Origin of the sequence: Variovorax sp. 54 (assembly GCF_002754375.1) — a bacterium.
Lineage (GTDB): Bacteria > Pseudomonadota > Gammaproteobacteria > Burkholderiales > Burkholderiaceae_C > Variovorax.
Genome location: NZ_PEFF01000001.1, coordinates 2,291,499 through 2,310,376 on the forward strand (window position 1 = coordinate 2,291,499; position 18,878 = coordinate 2,310,376).

The 18,878-nt window shown below is 68.3% G+C and carries 18 protein-coding genes; 2 read left to right on the forward strand and 16 right to left on the reverse strand.

All coding sequences use genetic code 11. The annotated features are described in order from the left end of the window. Positions 1-2: 2 nt before the first annotated feature. The 8 genes from CLU95_RS10520 to CLU95_RS10555 are packed head-to-tail and all read right to left on the reverse strand — an operon-like array spanning position 3 to position 9,267. Entirely contained in the window at positions 3-926 is a 924-nt protein-coding gene (locus tag CLU95_RS10520; protein ID WP_257214592.1) for a DMT family transporter, read from the reverse strand. A 1-nt stretch (position 927) separates the two neighbouring features. Continuing rightward, positions 928-1,896, reverse strand: a complete 969-nt coding sequence (locus CLU95_RS10525; RefSeq protein WP_095746773.1) for an MBL fold metallo-hydrolase — start codon at positions 1,894-1,896, stop codon at positions 928-930. A gap of 29 nt (positions 1,897-1,925) precedes the next feature. Beyond that, a complete protein-coding gene (locus tag CLU95_RS10530) occupies positions 1,926-2,636 on the reverse strand; it encodes an ABC transporter ATP-binding protein (RefSeq protein ID WP_099792887.1) in 711 nt (236 codons plus the stop codon). Positions 2,637-2,656: 20 nt separating this feature from the next. Continuing rightward, entirely contained in the window at positions 2,657-4,438 is a 1,782-nt protein-coding gene (locus tag CLU95_RS10535) for a branched-chain amino acid ABC transporter ATP-binding protein/permease (protein ID WP_099792889.1), read from the reverse strand. Continuing rightward, positions 4,435-5,358, reverse strand: coding sequence for a branched-chain amino acid ABC transporter permease (locus tag CLU95_RS10540; protein WP_056577796.1), 924 nt, complete (start codon positions 5,356-5,358; stop codon positions 4,435-4,437). Before CLU95_RS10540 ends, CLU95_RS10535 begins: the two co-directional genes overlap by 4 nt. A gap of 56 nt (positions 5,359-5,414) precedes the next feature. Then, entirely contained in the window at positions 5,415-6,614 is a 1,200-nt protein-coding gene (locus CLU95_RS10545; RefSeq protein ID WP_099792891.1) for an ABC transporter substrate-binding protein, read from the reverse strand. 60 nt (positions 6,615-6,674) lie between these two features. Then, positions 6,675-7,451 (reverse strand): SDR family NAD(P)-dependent oxidoreductase, encoded by a 777-nt coding sequence (locus CLU95_RS10550; protein WP_099792893.1) that lies wholly within the window; start codon positions 7,449-7,451, stop codon positions 6,675-6,677. 55 nt (positions 7,452-7,506) lie between these two features. Then, the gene (locus tag CLU95_RS10555) at positions 7,507-9,267 is read right to left on the reverse strand and encodes an FAD-dependent oxidoreductase (RefSeq protein WP_099792895.1); all 1,761 of its coding nucleotides are present in this window, start codon (positions 9,265-9,267) and stop codon (positions 7,507-7,509) included. Positions 9,268-9,461: 194 nt separating this feature from the next. Here CLU95_RS10555 and CLU95_RS10560 point away from each other — a divergent pair, with 194 nt between their 5' ends. Then, complete coding sequence (locus CLU95_RS10560) at positions 9,462-10,262, forward strand: IclR family transcriptional regulator (protein ID WP_099792897.1); 801 nt, start codon at positions 9,462-9,464, stop codon at positions 10,260-10,262. Between the two features lie 193 nt (positions 10,263-10,455). On the opposite strand, the gene CLU95_RS10565 is transcribed toward CLU95_RS10560, so the two are convergent. The 6 genes from CLU95_RS10565 to CLU95_RS10590 form a co-directional block, all read right to left on the reverse strand. Continuing rightward, positions 10,456-11,202, reverse strand: coding sequence for a lysophospholipid acyltransferase family protein (locus tag CLU95_RS10565; protein ID WP_099792899.1), 747 nt, complete (start codon positions 11,200-11,202; stop codon positions 10,456-10,458). Positions 11,203-11,260: 58 nt separating this feature from the next. Beyond that, on the reverse strand, positions 11,261-12,544 hold the full coding sequence (locus CLU95_RS10570; protein WP_099792901.1) for a dihydroorotase: 1,284 nt from the start codon (positions 12,542-12,544) through the stop codon (positions 11,261-11,263). A gap of 139 nt (positions 12,545-12,683) precedes the next feature. Continuing rightward, entirely contained in the window at positions 12,684-13,646 is a 963-nt protein-coding gene (locus CLU95_RS10575) for an aspartate carbamoyltransferase catalytic subunit (protein WP_056577783.1), read from the reverse strand. Beyond that, positions 13,646-14,143, reverse strand: a complete 498-nt coding sequence (gene pyrR, locus CLU95_RS10580; RefSeq protein WP_099792903.1) for a bifunctional pyr operon transcriptional regulator/uracil phosphoribosyltransferase PyrR — start codon at positions 14,141-14,143, stop codon at positions 13,646-13,648. The genes CLU95_RS10575 and pyrR overlap by 1 nt, the downstream gene beginning before the upstream one ends. Further along, entirely contained in the window at positions 14,140-14,592 is a 453-nt protein-coding gene (ruvX, locus tag CLU95_RS10585; protein WP_099792905.1) for a Holliday junction resolvase RuvX, read from the reverse strand. The genes pyrR and ruvX overlap by 4 nt, the downstream gene beginning before the upstream one ends. Further along, the gene (locus CLU95_RS10590) at positions 14,589-15,188 is read right to left on the reverse strand and encodes a YqgE/AlgH family protein (protein ID WP_056577777.1); all 600 of its coding nucleotides are present in this window, start codon (positions 15,186-15,188) and stop codon (positions 14,589-14,591) included. The genes ruvX and CLU95_RS10590 overlap by 4 nt, the downstream gene beginning before the upstream one ends. Here CLU95_RS10590 and CLU95_RS10595 point away from each other — a divergent pair, their 5' ends adjacent. Continuing rightward, a complete protein-coding gene (locus CLU95_RS10595; RefSeq protein ID WP_099792907.1) occupies positions 15,189-16,739 on the forward strand; it encodes a cryptochrome/photolyase family protein in 1,551 nt (516 codons plus the stop codon). Here CLU95_RS10595 and CLU95_RS10600 read toward each other — a convergent pair. Beyond that, the gene (locus CLU95_RS10600; RefSeq protein ID WP_099792909.1) at positions 16,690-17,079 is read right to left on the reverse strand and encodes a hypothetical protein; all 390 of its coding nucleotides are present in this window, start codon (positions 17,077-17,079) and stop codon (positions 16,690-16,692) included. The two genes, CLU95_RS10595 and CLU95_RS10600, sit on opposite strands and share 50 nt — an antisense overlap. Then, on the reverse strand, positions 17,076-18,671 hold the full coding sequence (locus CLU95_RS10605; RefSeq protein WP_257214593.1) for a hypothetical protein: 1,596 nt from the start codon (positions 18,669-18,671) through the stop codon (positions 17,076-17,078). Before CLU95_RS10605 ends, CLU95_RS10600 begins: the two co-directional genes overlap by 4 nt. Positions 18,672-18,878: the final 207 nt, after the last annotated feature.

The following is an 18,878-nucleotide window of genomic DNA, read 5'->3' on the forward strand; positions in this document are numbered from 1 at the left end:
AATCAGGAGGCCGGCGCAGCCACCGGCCGCGTGCCGAGCCAGGTGCCGGTCATCACCGCGGCAAAGCCGAACAGGTGCCACCACGTGAGCACTTCGCCCAGCAGCAGCGCCGCGAACAGCACGCCGAACACCGGCACCCAGTAAAGAAAGACGGCCGTGCGCGCCACGCCGATGACGGAGATCGCACGGTTCCAGATGAGGTTGCCCGCAGCGGTGGCCGCGATGCCCGAGAACAGCACCAGCGCCCACGGCCACATGCCGGGAAAAAGCTGCGCCGTGCCCAGCCGCGACGGCCCGAGCACGGTGTGCACCACGAGCATGAGCGTGCCGATGACGTAGATGACCCAGCTGATCGACAGCGGATCGATCTGCCGCGCCAGCCGCTGCACGCCCACGCCGCCGACCGCGAAGCTCACGACCGACAGCGCGAGCATCAGGTCGCCGATGCCGGCGCTCGACAGGCCCGCGCCCGGGTGGCTCAGCACCACCGCCGCCACGCCCATGAAGCCCAGCGCCACGCCCACCATGCGGCGCGGTGTGAAGCGCTCGCCGAAGACCAGCGCGGCCATCAGCGCCGACACCAGCGGACTCAGCGCCATGATGAGTGCGCCGTTGGTGGCGGTGGAGCGCAGCAGCCCCTGCGCGAACAGGACCTGGTTGCCGTAGACCATGAGGAACGCACAGCCCGCCATCACCGCGAGCTGCCGCGCCGTGAGCTTGGGCACGCCGCCGCGCCGCCACAGCACGATGGCGCTGAGCGCGCAGCACGCCACGCCCATGCGCAGTGCCGAGAGCGGCAACGTCTCGAAGGACGCGGTGAGCGCCTTCACGACCGACACGTTCACGCCCCACACCAGCATCGCGAGCAGCATCCAGCCCTGCACGGACGCGGGCGTGGCGCCGTGCGAGGGCGCGGGTTGGCTCACCTTAGCTTTCGAGGGCGTTCCACATCTCGATGTCGCGCTCGGCCGTCCAGATGCGCGGGTGCACGTGGCCGGTGGCCTCGTCGTAGGCACGGGTCACGTCGAAGGGCATGCAGTGGTCGAAGATGACCCAGTGGCCGTAGGTCGGGCGCAGCGCGGCCACGGTTTCCTTGTAGATCACGTTGAGCGACTTGCCCTCGGCCACGCCGTTGTTCACCAGCGTGTAGACGTCGGAGATGAAGGCGCGCGTGGAGGCAATCGCCTTGCGCACGTCGGCGGCGTTTTCCAGTGCGGCGCCACGGCCCGGCACCAGCTTCTCGAAGCCGAAGCCGGCCAGGCGGTCGAGCGTGGTGGGCCAGTCGCGGAAGTAGCAGTCGCCCGCGTACGCCGTGCTCTGGTATTCGACGAGGTCGCCGGCGAAGCAGATCTTCTGGTCTTCGAGGTAGGCGATGGTGTCGCCCTTGGTGTGGCCGCGGCCGACCTGCGCGATCTTCACTTCGAGCTTCTTGCCCAGCCACACGCTCATGGTGCCATCGAAGGTCATGGTGGGCCAGGTGAGGCCAGCGGGCACCGATTCGACGTTGCGGAACAGACGCGGGAAGCGGCCGATCTCGCTGGCCTTGTCCTGCTCGCCGCGTTCGACGATCAGGTCGTAGGTGTCGCGGCTGGCCAGGATCTGCTCGGCGCCTTCCTTGAAGTACGCCGACGCGCCCAGCACGCGCACCGCGTGGTAATGGCTCAGCAGCACGTACTTGATGGGCAGCGGCGTCACTTCGCGGATGCGGCGGATCACGTCCTGCGCCATCGCGGGCGTGGCCTGGGTGTCGACCACCATCACGGCCTCATCGCCGATGAAGACGCCGGTGTTCGGGTCGCCCTCGGCGGTGTAGGCGTAGGCGTTCTCCGAGAGGCGGGTGAAGGAGACCTTCTTTTCTTCGAGGTCGGCCTGGCTGGCGAATTTCTTGGTGGTCATTGGGGTTCCTTTGATGTGAGCAGTAAGAGTCAATGCGTACCGAGGTACGCGGACTTCACCTTGGGGTTGTCGAGCAGCTCGCGGCCAGAGCCTTCGAGCGTGATGCAGCCGGTTTCGAGCACGTAGGCGCGGTCGGCCACGCCGAGCGCCTGCTTGGCCATCTGCTCCACCAGCAGGATCGTGAGACCCGAGCTGCGCAGCTGGCGGATGGCGTCGAAGATGTCCTTGATGATGAGCGGCGCCAGGCCCAGCGAGGGCTCGTCGAGCAGCAGCAGGCGCGGCTCGCTCATGAGCGCGCGCGCAATCGCGAGCATCTGCTGCTCGCCGCCCGACAGCGTGCCGGACAGTTGATGCTCGCGCTCTTTCAGGCGCGGAAAGCGCGCGAACTCGCGCTCGATGGCGCGCTCCACGAAGGCCTTGTCGCTGCGGCGCGAATACGCGCCGAGCATCAGGTTCTCGCGCACGGTCTGGTCGGGGAACACGCCGCGCCCTTCGGGCGACAGCGCCACGCCCAGGCCCACGCGCTGGTGCGCGGGCACCTGCGTGCAGTCCTTGCCGTCGATGAGCACGCGGCCTTCGGCCACGGGCTCCAGCCCGACGATGCTCTTGAGCAGCGTGCTCTTGCCGGCGCCGTTGGCGCCGATGATGGTGACGACCTCGCCCGCGCGCACTTCCAGGCTCACGCCCTTGACGGCCTCGATGGCGCCGTACGAGACCTTCACCGATTCGATTTTCAACATGATGGTTTCGGTCCTCTGGCTCAGGCGGGCACGGCGGCCATGTCTTCTTCGTCGTCCACGCCCAGGTAGGCCTCGACCACGCGCGGATTCGATTGCACCTCGGCGGGCTTGCCTTCGGCGATCTTCACGCCGTAGTCGAGCACGATCACGTGGTCGGAAATCGACATCACGAGGTCCATGTGGTGCTCCACCATCAGGATGGACACGCCGCACTTGCCGATGCGCACCAGCAGTTCGCCGAGCTCGGCGGTCTCCTGCGGGTTGAGGCCGGCGGCGGGCTCGTCGAGCAGCAGCAGCTGCGGCTCGGTGGCCAGCGCGCGCGCCAGCTCCACGCGGCGCTGCAGGCCGTAGGGCAGGCTGCCGGCAGGCCAGTGCGCCAGGTGGCCCAGGCCCACGAGATCGAGCAGCTGCAGCGCGCGGTCGCGCGTGGCGCGCTCCTGCTTGCCGGCCGTGGGCCAGGCCACGAGCGACGACAGGAAGCCGTTGCTCATGCGGCTGTGCCGACCGAGCATCACGTTGTCGAGCACCGACAGGTCGGCGAACAAACGCAGGTTCTGGAAGGTGCGGCCCATGCCCAGGCAGCAGATGGTGTGCGCCGGCTGGCCCACGATGTTGCGGCCCAGGAAGCGGATCACGCCCGCGTCGGGTTCGACCACGCCGGTGAGCATGTTGATCATGGTGCTCTTGCCGGCGCCGTTCGGACCGATGAGCGCATGGATGTGGCCGCGCTGCAGGCGGAACGACACGTCCTGCGCCGGCTTCACGCCGCCGTACGACTTGGTCACGCCCTGCACCACCAGCAGCTCGCCTTCGCCGCCGGGACCGATCTGGCCCGGCACGCCATTGCCGGCCGCCCCTTCGCCGCGATGGCGCGACTTCAGGAACCACTTGTTGAACAGGCCCACCACGCCGCCCGGCATGACATACAGCGCGAACAGCAGCAGGAAGCCGTACAGGAAGTGCTGCGCCGAGGGCCAGCGCGCGAGCAGCGCGTCGGTCGCGGTGAGCAGCACCGCGCCCACGATGGGGCCGTACATCGAGCCCGCGCCGCCGAACAGCACCAGCAGCAGGATGAAGATCGACAGGTGGAAGGTGATGAAGTCGGAGTTGATGTACTGGTTCTGCTGCGCCACGAGCGCGCCCGCGATGCCGCAGGTGACGGCCGCGACCACGAAGGCCATGACCTTGGCGCGGTACACGCGCACACCCACCGACGACGAGGCGATCTCGTCCGCCTGCAGTGACAGCAGCGCACGGCCGAAGCGGCCCTGCAGCAGGTTGCGCAGCAGCAGGTGCAGCGCGGCACTGAGCACGATGCCCAGAATCACCCATTGCACGCTGCTCAGCGGCTGGCCGTTCCAGGTCAGCGGGCGGATGCCGTAGATGCCCTGCGCGCCGCCGAACACGTCGGTCCATTCGCCCACGAGCTTCTCGACCACGATGCCGAAAGCCAGCGTGACCATCGCAAGGTACGGGCCCTTCACGCGCAGCGAGGGCAGCGCGATGAGCACGCCGCACACGCCCGAGACGACAGCCGCAATCACCAGCGCGAGCCACGGGCTCAGCTCGGTGCGCGAGGTGATGAGCGCGACCGCATACGCGCCGGCCGCGAACAGGCCGGCCTGGCCCAGCGATTTCTGCCCTGCGTAGCCGACCAGCACGTTCATGCCGGCGGCGCACAGGTAGTAGACGCACATCATGAAGGCGATGCGCAGGTAGTAGTCGTTGCCGGACAGCGAGACGAGGCCGCACAGCACGGCCGCCACCAACACCACGGCGGCGGGATGGGCGAGGCGCTTCATACCTTCTCCACCGTCGAGCGCCCGAACAGGCCCGTGGGCCGGAAGGCCAGCACCAGAATGACGAGCGCGAACACCGCGACCTCGCGCCACTGCGCCTGCCAGAGGTTCACCATCGACTCGAGAACGCCCAGCAAGAAGCCGCCGATGACGCAGCCACGCGGGTTGCTCAGCCCGCCGATCATGGCGCCCGAAAAACCCTTGAGCCCCACGGTCAGCCCCATGAAGAGCGAGGCCTGCGCGATGGGCGCAAGCAAGAAGCCCGAAAGCCCCGCCAGCGCCGAGCTGACGACGAAGGCGCCGATCATCATGGCGTTGGTGTTGATGCCCATGAGGCTCGCGACGTTGCCGTTCTGCGCCACGGCGCGCATGGCCTTGCCGATCATGGTGCGGTTCATCACGCGGTCGAAGCCGATCATCACGACCACGGCCACGCCCAGCGTGAGCAGCTCCTGCGGGCGCACGCCCACGCCGAACATGCGGATCACGGTGTCGCCCACGGGCGCGGGCACCACCACGGGCTTCGGGCCCCAGATGGCAAGCCCCACGCTTTGCAGGATCACGCCGAAACCCAGCGTGCTCATGACCCAGGCCATGCCGGGGCGGCCCGCGAACGGGCGCACACCGAGCACATAGAGCAGCCAGCCCAGGAAGCCCATCACGCCGAGCGCGGCGAGCAGCGCAAAGAGCTGCGCGCCCGCACCGGGCACGGCGTCGCCGAAGGTGGTGGAACTGAGCGGCTTGCCCAGCACGAGGAACAGCGCGCTCATGCCGATGAACGCGCCAGCCGAGACGAACTCGCCGTGCGAGAAGTTCAGCGTCTTGGTCGTCGTGAACGTGATGCTGAATCCCAGCGCCACCAGCGCATAGGCACCGCCGACGGCGAGCCCGCTGATGAGCGCCTGCAGGAGCGCTTCAACCATGGTGTGTATCTCCGTTGCGGAACGAGGCGGTGCCCCGTTCCTTTTGTCTCAGACGTTTATTGCTTGAAGTCGGCCGGCTTGAGCGCACCGATCAGCGCGTCGCTGTAGGGCAGCAGCTTGCCGTCCTTCCAGCGAATCCAGACCAGGTCTTTCGCCGTCAGGGCTTCGTGGTTGGTCTTGCTGAAAGGCTTCTCGTAGGTCTTGAGCACGCCCTGCACCGGCGTCTTCAGGTCTTCGAGCGCGACGCGCACCGCGGCGCCGTCGGTGCTGTTGGCCTGCTTCATGGCCTGGGCCAGCAGCAGCACCGAGTCGTAGCCGTGCAGCGCGAACGAGAACGAGCCCGGCGCCTTCAGCTTGCTGCCGATGCGGTCGAACAGCTTCTGCTGCGCGGGCGTGCGCGTTTCGCTCACGGTGCGCATGAAGATCGGCTTCTCGGCGAGCGCCTTGCCGGCTGCGTCGTAGAAGGTGATGTTGTCGGCGGCCCACGAGGTGAGCGTCAGCGGGAAGTAGTTGATCTTCTCCATGCTGCGCACCAGCTGCGCGATGGGCGTGCCCTGCGCCCACACCACGACGGTGTCGACATTGGCGGCCTTCATCTTGCTGAGCTGCGAGGTCATGTCGGTGTCGCCGACGCCGAAGCGTTCGGTGGCCGCGATCTTGATGTCCTGCAGCTTGGCGATTTCTTCCATGTCCTTCAGGCCGCCCTGGCCGTAGCCGGTGGTCTCGGCCATGAGGCCCACGACCTTGGAGCCGGCCGTGTTGCGCTTGACGTAGGCCATGAGCGCGGCGACCTGCTCGCGGTCGACCATCGAGACGCGGAACATGTAGTTGTCGGCGCCGGCGCTCATCGGCTTGGTGATGTCGGTGCCCGAACCCACGTTGCCCAGCACGGGGATCTTCTTCTGGTTGGCGATGTGCTTCCAGGCCATGGCGTTGCCCGAGTTGGTGGGGCCGAACACCGCCACCACCTTCTCGTTGTCGACCAGGTCGCTCATGTTCTGGATCGACTTCGGCGGCGCCGAGACGTCGTCGCGCGTGACCAGCGTGAACTTCCGTCCGAGCGCGCCGCCGGCGGCGTTCAGGTCGGCAATGGCCGCCTCCATGCCCAGCACCGCGGCCTGGCCGCTCTGCGCCGAGGGCGAGGCCGAGAGGTCGCCGTTGTAGCCGAGCTTGATGTCTTGCGCGTAAGCACCGGCACTGAACGCAGCGAAGGCGGCGGTCGCGAGCAGGGTCTTGTACAGACGGATCGTTTTCATTCTTTGTCTCCTAAGGGTTGACGGACGGGGAACGGGGAATCGAAAAAGAGCGGACGTGCCTCAGACCGCGAGGAAGCCGCCGTCCACCGGCAGCGTGATGCCGGTGACGTAGCGCGACATGTCGCTCGCCAAAAAGATCACCGGACCCACCAGGTCTTCGGTCTGGCCGACGCGGCCCAGCGGGATGCGTGTCATGAACGATTCGAGGCGCTGCGGGTTCTCGCGCGTGGCGGCGGTCATGGGCGTCTCGATCACGCCGGGTGCGAGTGCGTTGACGCGCACGCCGGCCGGCGCGAGCTCTTGCGCCAGCGACTGCGTGAGCATCTTGATGGCGCCCTTCGAGGGCGCGTAGCCCAGGCTCGCGGCCTGCCCGGCATAGGCGGCGATGGAGGCGATGTTGATGATCGATCCCTTCGTCTGCTTGAGCACGGGGATGAAGGCCAGCGTGGTGTTGAAGGTGCCGTGCACGTTCACGTCGATGGTCTTCTTCCAGTTGGCCGCGGCGTTCGGGCTGCTGGTGGTCTCGCGGATGATGATGCCGGCGTTGTTCACCAGCAGGTCGACGTTGCCGACCTCTTGCGCCACGCGCGCGGCCAGTGCATGGCAGGCCTCGGGCGCGGTGACGTCGAGCACGAACGACCAGGCTTCGCCGCCTTCGTTGCGCACCCGCTGCGCGGTCTCGGCCACGGTGGCTTCGTTCATGTCGGTGACGACGACGCGCGCACCCGCCTGGGCCAGGCCGAGCGCGAGCGCACGGCCGTTGCCCTGGCCGGCGCCGGTGATCAGTGCGAGGCGGCCTTCGAGCAGGCGCGGTGCGACGTGAGGAGGAAAGGGCATGGTCGGCTCCTTGAATGAATGCGTGAATGCGTGCGTGCGTTGAATCGAGACGGGATCAGGCGCCGCGCGGCACGGCCACGGTTTCGCGCTGTTCGACGTGCAAGGGCACGGCCACTTCGGCCTGCGCCACCTGCAGCCCTGCGACATAACCGAAGGTGAGCGCCGGGCCGAGCGTGATGCCCGCGCCGGGGTAGTTGCCGCCCATCACGCTGGCCGCGTCGTTGCCGACGGCGTACAGGCCCTTGATCGGCTGGCGGTCGGCATCGAGCACGCGCGTCTTCTCGTCGGTGACGAGGCCGGCGAAGGTGCCGATGTCGCCGACGACGAGCTTGATCGCGTAGTACGGGCCGTGCTCGAGCGGTGCGACGCAGGGGTTCGGCGTGACGTTGGCATCGCCCTGGTAGCGGTTGTAGGCCTTGCTGCCTTTGCCGAAGGCCGGGTCGTCGCCGGTGCGCGCGCCTTCGTTGAAGGCTTGCACGGTGGCTTCGAGCGCGGCGGGGGCGATGCCGATTTCTTTCGCCAGTTCGCCGATGCTCGCGCCGCGCTTCAGGTAGCCGGTCTTCAGGTGGCGGCCGATGGGCAGCGGTGCGGGCGCGACGCAGCCCAGGCCGTAGTCGCGCAGCGCCTTGTGGTCGCACAGCAGCCAGGCCGTGACCTCGGGCTCGCCGTCGCTTTCGCAAGCCTTGACCATCGCCTGCACAAAGTCGTGGTACGAGTTGCCTTCGTTGGCAAAGCGCTTGCCCTTGGGCGTGACCGCGATCACGCCGGGCTTGGCGCGGTCGATGAAGTGCGGCATGACGCCCTTGCTGCCGTCGGGCCGCGTGGTGACCGACGCCGGCACCCAGGCCGCGGCGTGCGGGATGGTGCCGTCGACGCGGCCGCCCACGGCCTCGGCCAGGCGCAGGCCGTCGCCGGTGTTCGTGGAAGGCGACGGCGAGTAGTGCTCCTTGCCGGTCGGTGCGTGCGGGAACAGTTGCTTGCGGCGCTCCACGTCGTACGGGAAACCGCCGCAGGCCAGCACCACGCCGCGTTTGGCGGTGATGCGCACCGTCTTGCCTTCGTGCTGCACCACGGCGCCCGAAACACCGTCGTACTCGACCACGAGCTTCTTCACGGGCGACGAGAGCCACACGGGAATGTCCAGGTCCATCGCGGCCTTGGCCAGGCGTCCGGCCAGCGCGTTGCCGTTGGTCAGCGTCATGCCGCGGCCGTCGCGCACCACGTCCAGGAAGTGGCGGGTCAGTCGCTTGGTGACGTACCAGAACGAGGTCGGCGACTTGAAGGCCCGCATGAAGTGTTTGATCTCGGGGCCCGAGCCCAACATCATTCCGAACACCGTGAGTTCGGGCAGCGGCGGCGCCAGGTGCTTGATGCGCGCACCAAGCTCGCGGCCGTCGAACGGGCGCGTGACCATCGAACGCCCGCCGGGCTGGCCGCCGGGCGCTTCGGCGTGGTAGTCGGGGAAGACGGCCGGCATGTCGAACTGCACGCAGGTGTTGCGCGTGAAGAAGTCGATGGCCTTGGGGCCCATGTCGAGAAAGGCGCCGACGCGCGCCGCGTCGAAGTGCGTCGTGGTCTCGTGCTGCATGTAGGCGAGCGCGGCGCCGGGCGGCTCATGGATGCCCTGCTCGGTGGCCAGGCGCGTGCCCGGAATCCACAGCCAGCCGCCCGAGCGCGCGGTGGTGCCGCCGAAGCGCGGCTCTTTCTCGACCACCAGCACCTTCAAACCCTGCGACGCCGCCGTGACGGCGGTGGCCATGCCCGATGCGCCGCTGCCGACGACGAGGACATCGCATTCCCACGTGTTCTGTTCCATCTCTGCCTCTGTTCGCTCTCGTGTTGTGTTGTGTACGACTTAAGTTGCGGCGGAGTTTAGGCAGCGATATTGATATGGTCAAGTCGTTTAGTTACTATCAGATGATCAGTCATCGTCGATTGAACATGACAATATCAGTAGAAACCCTGATGGCTATACTCGCTCCCACTCTCAACCCCCACGCCGGGCGCCCCATGGAAAAGCCAAGACGTGGCATTCAATCCGTCGAAATCGGAACGCAGTTGCTGGTCGCGCTCGGGCGGCACGTGGCGCCCATGGCGCTGCGCGACCTCGGCAAATCGGCCGGCATTCCGGTCGGCAAGGCGCACCCCTACCTCGTCAGTTTTCTGAAGGTCGGCTTCGTGGTGCAGGACGGCACCGGCCGCTACGAGCTGGGCCCGCTGGCCCTGCAACTGGGCCTGGCCAAGCTGCAGCGGCTCGACCCGATCAAGGAGGCGTCGCCCCTCATCGAGGCGCTGGCGTCCGAGACCGAACAGAGCATCGCGGTGGCCGTGTGGGGCAACTTCGGACCGACCGTGGTGCGGCTGGAAGAACCGATCCACCCGCTGCACGTGAACCTGCGCACCGGCACCGTGATGTCGCTGGCCTACACGGCCACGGGGCGGCTGTTCGCGGCCTACCTGCCGCCGAAGGTGGTGGAAAAAATGATGCTCGAAGACCTGGCGCGCACGCGTCCGGCCGACGGGCGCGGTGCCAGCGAGGAGCTGTCGAAGTCGCAGATCGAGGCGCTGCTGGTCGAGACGCGGCTGCACGGCGTGTCGCGCACGCTGGGCCAGCCGATTCCGGGCATCGACGCCTTCTGCGCGCCGGTGTTCGACTCGACCAACAACCTGGTGCTGGGCATCACGGCCATGGGCCCCGAGGCCACCTTCGACAGCGACTGGAACGGCCGCGTGGCCGTGCCGCTGAAGGCCTGCGCGCTGGAAATCTCGCGCCGCCTGGGCTTTGTGCCCACCGAAGAAGAAGCGGGCTGAGCCCCCGGCCCGCCTGTAGGCAGGCGCTCACGCGCGGGGCCTGCTTTTTCCCGCATGCGGCGCGTGCGCGGGGTCTCATGCTGGAGGCCTTCGAAACGAAAACGGCCCGATTCCTCCTCACGGCGCCTCCGGCGTCGTTCAGCGCTTCCCCACCCGGGAGGCGCTTTTTTATGCCCGGCGCCGTGCGGTCAGGTCAGTGCGAGTCGCGGCGCAGCTGCTGCACGTCTTCATGCAGCGAATGCGCCCAGCTGCGGCGCTCGCGGCTGTACGAGGGCTGCGCCTCGCCGAAGCGCACGATGGCCAGCAGCGGCGGCGCGCGCAGCGTGTTCCACACCGAGGCCAGCAGGCTGTCGTCGTCGATGTAGCGCGGCGCCTGGCTGGTTTCGCCGGTGGCGGCGTCGGCAAAACGCAGCGCCGCCGGGATCACCGGCGCGCCCGAGGAAATTGCGGCCTGCAGCAGGTTGGCGTGGAACGGCAGCAGCCCGCGCCCGTCGCTCGTCGTGCCTTCGGGGAACACGCCGATCAGGTCGCCGCCGCGCAGCGCTTCGGTCATGTGGTGCACCACGCGCATGGCGTCGCGGCGGCGTTCACGCTCGATGTAGAGCGTGCCCGCGCCGGTGGAGAGCGTGCCGATCACCGGCCACTGCTTGACGTCCGACTTCGACACGAAGCGCACATGGCGCGCCGCATGGATGGCGGTGATGTCGAGCCACGAGAGGTGGTTGCAGATGAGCAGCGCCGGCCCGTGCGCGGGCGGCTCGCCCTGCACGCGCAGCGTGACGCCCATGATCTGCAGCATGCGCTGCGACCAGGCCTGCACGCGCGCGCTGCGCTCGTCAGGCGACAGGTTCGGAAAGGCGAAGCGGATCGTCCACCAGCCCGACAGCGCATGCGACGCCGCATGCAGCAATCGCCAACCGGCCTTCAACGAGTGCAGCATCTGGACGCGGGCCCTCTTCTTCTTTTGAACGGCGTGCTTTGTCGCGGGCGGCCGTCGTTCAGCCGTGCACGATGCGACCGGCCACCAGCGTGTGGCGCGCGCGCCCTTGCATCGGGTAGCTGGAGAACGGCGTGTGCTTGCCCTGGCTGCGCAGCGCTTCGGGCAGCACCTGCCATTCGAGCGACGGATCGGCAATGCACAGGTCGGCCACGCCGCCCTGCACGATGCGGCCGATGCCGCTGGCCGCGTCGGCGGCGGGGAGCAGCCGTGCCGGCGCCGAGGTGATGACCTCGATGGCGCGCGCCACGCCCGCGCCGCTGCGCTCGCCCCACTGCAGCGCGAGCGGCAGCAGCAGTTCGAGGCCGGTGGCGCCGGGTTCGGCTTCGGCAAAGGGCAAGGTCTTGGCGTCGGCCTCGACCGGCGTGTGGTCGGACACCAGCGCGTCGATGGTGCCGTCGGCCAGCGCGGCCGAGAGCGCGTCGCGGTCGCCCTGCTGGCGCAGCGGCGGGTTCAGACGCGCGCGGCTGTCGAAGAAGCCGATGTCGGTGTCGGCCAGGTGCAGCGAGTTGATGCTGACGTCGCAGGTGAGCGGCAGGCCCTGCGCCTTGGCGTCGCGCACCAGCGCCACGCCGCGGGCACTGGACACGCGGCACAGGTGCACGCGCGCGCCGGTGCTCTTCATGAGCTCGATGATGGTGAAGATGGCGATCGTCTCGGCCGCCACCGGCACGCCGCCCAGGCCCAGCCGCGTGGCGAGCGCGCCGCTGGCCGCGACGCCCTTGCCGAGGTCGCGGTCCTGCGGGCGCAGCCACACGGTGTAGCCGAAGGTGCTGGCGTACGACAGCGCACGCTGCAGCACCTGCGTGTCGGCCAGCGGCACGTCGGCCTGGCTGAAGCCGATGCAGCCGGCTTCGGTGAGCTCGGCCATTTCGGTGAGCACGCCGCCGGCCAGGTTGCGCGTGAGCGCACCGAGCGGGAACAGGCGTGCGCACTGCAGTTTTTCGGCGCGGAACTTGAGCATCTCGACCAGGCCGGGCTCGTCGAGCACGGGGTCGGTGTCGGGCGGGCACACGAGGCTGGTCACGCCGCCCGCGATGGCCGCGGCCATTTCGCTTTCGAGCATGCCTTCGTGCTCGTAGCCCGGCTCGCGCAGGCGCGCAGCCAAGTCGACGAGGCCGGGGGTGACGATGCAGCCCGTGGCGTCGAGGGTGCGCTCGGGCTTGAAGCCCGCCGGTGCCTGTCCGATGCCGGCGATCTTGCCGTCGGCGATGGCGATGTCGGTCTGTTTGTCGGTGCCCGAGGCGGGGTCGATGACGCGGCCGTTGGTGATGAGGATGTTCATGCGTCTGTACTTCCGGTGGCAGTCAGGGCCTTTTCGGGAAACACCGTGGAACCGGCTTTGCCGGGCCACTGGTGTTGCCCCCGGTAGGGGGTTGGCGAAGCGACACGAAGTGCGCGAAGACTGGGGGCGAGCAACATTTCTATGCTTCGTTGCCTGCGACGATGCTCATGACGGCCATGCGCACGGCGATGCCGAAAGTGACTTGGGGAAGGATCACGCTCTGCTTGCCGTCGACCACGGCGGAGTCGATTTCGACGCCGCGGTTGATCGGGCCCGGGTGCATCACGATGGCATCGGGCTTGGCCAGTTGCAGTTTTTCCTGCGTGAGGCCGAAGGTCTTGAAGAACTCTTGTGACGAGGGCAGCAGCGCGCCGCTCATGCGCTCGTTCTGCAGGCGCAGCATGATGACGACGTCGCAGTCCTTGATGCCTTCTTCGAGCGTGTGGCACACGCGCACGCCCATGCCGGCCATGTCGGCGGGCACCAGCGTCTTGGGGCCGACCACGCGCACTTCGGCGCAGCCGAGCGTGGTGAGTGCATGAATGTCCGAACGCGCCACGCGCGAGTGCAGCACGTCGCCCACGATCGCAACCGTGAGGTTCGAGAAGTCTTTCTTGTAGTGCCGGATCGTGTACATGTCGAGCAGCCCCTGCGTCGGGTGCGCGTGGCGGCCGTCGCCGGCGTTCACCACGTGCACGTGCGGCGCGACGTGCTGCGCGATCAGGTACGGCGCGCCCGACTCGCTGTGGCGCACCACGAACAGGTCGGCGGCCATGGCGCTCAGGTTGGCGATGGTGTCCAGCAGCGATTCGCCCTTGGTGGCCGAGGAGCGCGCGATGTCCAGGTTGATGACGTCGGCACTGAGGCGCTTGGCCGCGATCTCGAAGGTGGTGCGCGTGCGCGTGCTGTTCTCGAAGAACAGGTTGAACACGCTCTTGCCGCGCAGCAGCGGCACCTTCTTCACCTCGCGGTCGCTCACGCTCGTGAAGTTGGCGGCCGTGTCGAGGATGTGCGTGACGATGTCCTTGGGCAGGCCCTCGATCGACAGCAGGTGGATCAGCTCGCCGTTCTTGTTGAGCTGCGGGTTTCGCTTGTAGAGCATTAGGTGTTGTCCTCTACCTTGAGGCTGAAGGCGCCGTTGTCGGCGCGTGCGAGGGCGAGCAGTTGCGTGTCGGGCAGCGTGAGCGTGGTGGCAGCGAAGTCGGCGGCCACGGGCAGTTCGCGCCCGCCGCGATCGACCAGCACCGCCAGGCGCACGCAGGCGGGGCGGCCGAAGTCGAACAGCTCGTTGAGCACCGCGCGGATCGTGCGGCCCGTGTAGAGCACGTCGTCGAGCAGCAGCACATCGGCGCCGTTCACGTCGAAGGGCAGCGCGGTCTGCGCGCTGGCCGAGAGGCCGCGGCGCGCGAAGTCGTCGCGGTGCATGGCCGACGAGATGACGCCGGGCGCACCGGCCAGGCCCAGGTCTTTCTGCAGGCGCTCGACCAGCCAGGCGCCGCCGGAGGTGATGCCCACCAGCTTCGTCTCGGGGCGCATCAGCGCCTTCACGCCGGACAGCAGCGTCGTGTAGAGCGCTTCGGCATCAGGGATTGAACTCACGGGAGACTCCTCAAAAATTGCTCCAGGATGATGCAGGCCGACGCGGCGTCTGCATCGCGGGCGCCGGACGACAAGGCTTCGGTGGTGCTGTAGCGCTCGTCGACTTCGAACACCTGGAGATTGAAACGGCCGCGCAGCTGGCGCGCGAACTTCTGTGCGCGGCGGGTGTTCTCGTGCGGGGCGCCGTCGGGGTGGTAGGGCACGCCGACCACCAATGCGTCGGGCTGCCATTCCTTGATGCGCGCCTCGACCTGCGCAAAGCGGGCGTCGGCGCCCTCGGCCTTGATGGTGGTCTGCGGGGTCGCCGTGCGCAGCAGCCGGTTGCCGCTGGCCACGCCGGTGCGCTTGGCGCCGAAGTCGAAGCCCAGGAAGCTCTGGAAATGCGCGGGAATAGCGGCGGGAACGGAAGCAGGAGCGGGTGCAGGCGCGTCGGACATGACGTCGCTCATGCGTGGCCCGCTTCGGGGGACAAGGTCCACGCTTCGAGCCCCAGCAGCATCAGCGCCTTGTCGTAGCGCTTTTCCACCGGCGTATCGAAGATCACGGCCGGGTCGGCCAGCACGGTGAGCCAGCTGTTCTCGGCCAGTTCCGACTCCAGCTGGCCCTCGCCCCAGGCCGAATAGCCCAGCGAGACCAGCACCTTGCGCGGGCCGGCGCCGGTGGCCAGGGCCTCCAGCACGTCTTTCGAGGTGGTCATTTCGAGCCCGCCGGGGATGGTCATGGTCGAGGCGTAGACCGATTCCTCGGGCTTCTCGGCCTGGGTGAACACCGGCTCATGCAGCACGAAGCCGCGCTCGGTCTGCACCGGGCCCCCCTGGAAAACGGGGGCGTCGCCCAGCTCGGGGCGGGCCAGGTGAAGCTCGATTTTTTCGAACAGCACCTTGAGGTTGATGTCGCTGGGTTTGTTGATGACCAGCCCGAGCGCGCCGCGCTCGCTGTGTTCGCAGAGGTAAACGACGCTGCGGTTGAAAGTTTTGTCTTCCATCCCCGGCATCGCGATCAGAAAGTGATGCGTCAGGTTCATCGGGGCAGAATCGGCAGCCATATGCCCCCGATTTTACTGGCCGTCGATAAGACCTATCCCAAAGGGCTCATGTGGTTTCGCCGGGACCTCCGGGTGGACGACAACGCGGCGCTGTACCGGGCGTTGCGGGCCTGCCGGCAGGTGGTGTGCGTTTTCGTGTTCGACCGGGCCCTTCTGGACGCCCTGCCCCGCGCGGACCGGCGGGTCGAATTCATCCGCGAGTCGCTGGTGGCGCTCGAAGCCGAGCTGCGCGGCCTGGGCAGCGGGCTCATCGTGCGACATGCCGTGGCCGCCGAAGAGATTCCGGCGCTGGCCCACACGCTCGACGTGCAGGCGGTGTTCGCCAACCGCGACGACGAGCCCGACGCCCTGGCGCGCGACGCCCGCGTGCTCGGCGCGCTGGCCAATACGGGCATCAGCTTCCACACCTTCAAGGACAGCACGGTCTTCGACCGCGATGAGGTCATGACCAAGGCCGGCCTGCCCTACACGGTGTTCACGCCGTACAAGCGAGCCTGGCTGGCGAAGGTGGATTCGTTCTTCCTGAAGTCGTACCCCGTGCGCAGCCACGCCGACGCGCTGGCGCCGCCGCCCCCGGCACTGGGCGGGCCGGTGCCCACGCTGGGCGAGATCGGTTTTGAAAGCACCAACCTCCAGACGCTGGAGATCCCCACCGGCACGCGCGGCGCGGGCGCGCTGTTCGAAGATTTTTTCGAACGCATCGACCGCTACGACGAGGCGCGCAACTTCCCGGCCGTGCGCGGCCCGAGCTACATGGGCGTGCATCTGCGCTTCGGCACGGTGTCGATCCGCCAGCTGGCCAGCGTGGCGCACCAGCTCGCGCTGCAGGGCAACACCGGGGCCGCGACCTGGCTCAGCGAGCTGGTCTGGCGCGACTTCTACTTCCAGATCCTGGCGCACTTTCCGCATGTGCACGCGAACGGCGAGTCGAAGAGCTTCCGCCCCGAGTACGACAAGATCGCCTGGCAACACGGCAAGCACGCCGACCAGCTGTTCGACGCCTGGTGCGAGGGCCGCACCGGCTACCCGCTGGTCGATGCCGCGATGCTGCAGATCCGGCAGAGCGGCTACATGCACAACCGGCTGCGCATGGTGGTCGCGAGCTTCCTGTGCAAGGACCTGGGGCTGGACTGGCGGCGCGGCGAGCGCTACTTTGCGGAGCACCTCAACGACTTCGAGCTGGCCTCGAACAACGGCGGCTGGCAGTGGGCCAGCTCGACCGGCTGCGACGCCCAGCCCTACTTCCGCATCTTCAACCCGGTGACGCAGAGCGAACGCTTCGACCCCGAAGGCAAGTTCATCCGCCGCTACCTGCCGCAGCTCGCGGGCCTGTCGAACGTGGCGATCCACGCGCCGTGGATGGCCACGCCCGTCGAGCTGGAGGCGGCGGGCGTCAAGCTGGGCGAGAACTACCCGAAGCCAGTGGTGGACCACGCGGAGGCGCGGGAGAAGACGATGCAGCGGTATGCGACGGCACGCGCCGCCGCACAGGCGTTGCTGCTCAACGGCGCGTCAGTACGATCTCCGCGCCCGCGTCGGACGTCCCCTTGAGCGTGGTCGCGTCGACACGCTGGAAGGTGATGAGGGTGTCGCGGCAGCCGGTGAGGGTCTTGCTGGGCTGGAAGTTCAGCTCGTAGGCGCCGCTTTCCAGGCGCCGCCACTGCATTGGTGTCGGGATGCCGACGCAGGGGTCATTGGGGTTCTGGAACAGCGTCCGCCACGTTCCACCCGTGGCCTGCAGCTGCAGGTCCGCATCGACCTGGCGACCGCTCTTGACCGTGATGCGCGCCTTCCATTCGCCCTCCAACCCATCGGGCGTCTGGGCCGCGGCCCCGCCGGCCGCCAGCGCGGCAGCACCGGCCGCGCACAGCATCCGCAGGGCGCGCTTCATGGCGCACCACCCGCCGTGATGCCCAGCCGGGGCTTCATCGCCTCCCAGGCCACGCCGTTCAGGCGGCGCGACGTGCCGACGTTGTAGCGCGTGTCGGGCTTGACGCCGCGCGCCACGTAGACCGCCCCGCCGTACTCGCCGAAGCTGCGCAGCGTGCGCACGGTGCTCGGCGGACGGCCGCCGTCGAAGACCATCACGCGCGCACCGCCCACCGTGCGGATTTCCACCGTGCCGGTGCCGGCGGCCGCGCAGGTGTCGAAGGTGTTGGTGGCGGGGTGGAACGTGCAGCCGTAGTACTGCACGGTGCTGGCACTGGTGAATGCAAAGCGCAGGTTCTGGGCCTGCTGGTCGTCCATCAGCCCCAGGCTGTTGGTGCCCGAGCCAGCGGGCAGGCCGACGCTGGCGGCCGGGTACGCCGCAATCAACGCCTCGAGCGTCGCGAAGTTGGTCTTGTCGCCGGGCAGGTTGATCGAATAGGGCTGCGTCAGCTCCAGGCCCCGGCGATAGCGCAGCATCGATCCGGCCGGGAAGGTGGGGTCCTGGTTGCCAAAGGCGACCGCCGGCGCGACGCCGAAGATGCTGTTGCCATCGGCCGCCTGCATCTCGGCCACCACTTCTGCCATCTTGCGGCCGGCGATGTCGGTCGACACCGAATGGCCCAGGCTGACCGAGGTGCCCCCGCAGTACTCGCTGCGGCTCGGCGTGCCCAGGGTGCTGGTGAAGCCCGAGTTCTCGTCGCAACGCACCCAGCCGTTGGGCCCCAGCTGCAGGTAGGCGCCGTAGAGCGTGTCGTGCGTGGCCGGTGCGCCGGCGGTCTGGCCTTCGCGCCGGTCGGTGAGCTTGACCTTGCCGGTGGCCGCATCGGGCACGCCATCGGTCGGGTAGGTCCGGGCAATGTACTGATCGAACTTCGTGAAATCCAGTCGCGCCAACTGGTCCGAGGCCGACGGCGCGACGGTGGCCGGATCGAGCAGGCGCAGCTTGACCCCTTGGTCCAGCGCATCGGCCACGATCAGCGCGGCGCTGAAGGCGTTGTCCTCGAAACGGCCACCGTCGGTCACCGCCACGCCCTGGTAGTCGTACAGCTGCGCGACCTCGGGCAGCCCCAGTTGCAGCAGCACCAGTGCCTCGGCCCGCTCGGGCGTGAGGCCCGACGCGATGCCGGCCTGCAGCAGCGTGGTCAGCGGATTGACCTGCGCGCGGTGGCCCGCCGGTGCGCTCAGGGCAAAGGCCTTTTTGAACGCCGGCAGCGAGGGGTTGTCGCCATCCACCTGCGCCAACAGCGGCGCGGCGGCGAGTTCGGTCGCGGCAGCCTCGTCGGCCGGCGTGTAGCCGAAGCTGTAGGCGCCGTCTTCGCCGGTCTTGGCAGCAGCGACGGGCTCGCCTTCGTCGCAAGTGCCGTTGAGGTTGCGGTCCACGCAGACCAGCGCGCCGCTCACCGGGCCGACCACCATCACCTTGCCGGAAACGGTGACCTCGCCCGGCGTTGTCGCCGGTGGGTTGGTGCCCGGCCCGGCGCCCCCGAGGCCGAACGGAAAGCCGCCCCCTCCGCCACCCCCACTGCCTCCTCCGCCACAGGCAGACAGTGCCAACAGGAAGCTTGCGCAGGCCAACGGAACGGCCCCTCTGGTCCAACGAACTTGCATGGTTTTTTCCTCCGGGTTGTGTGTCGAGCACCCCGTTCGCCTGACAGCGAATCCGGGTTCTGGGCAGTGTGGGAGGGCGTTCTGCACGGCGCATCGTGTAAATGCACGATGCGCGGCCATGGCCGGTCGCGATAAGAAGAAGGGCCGCAGCGC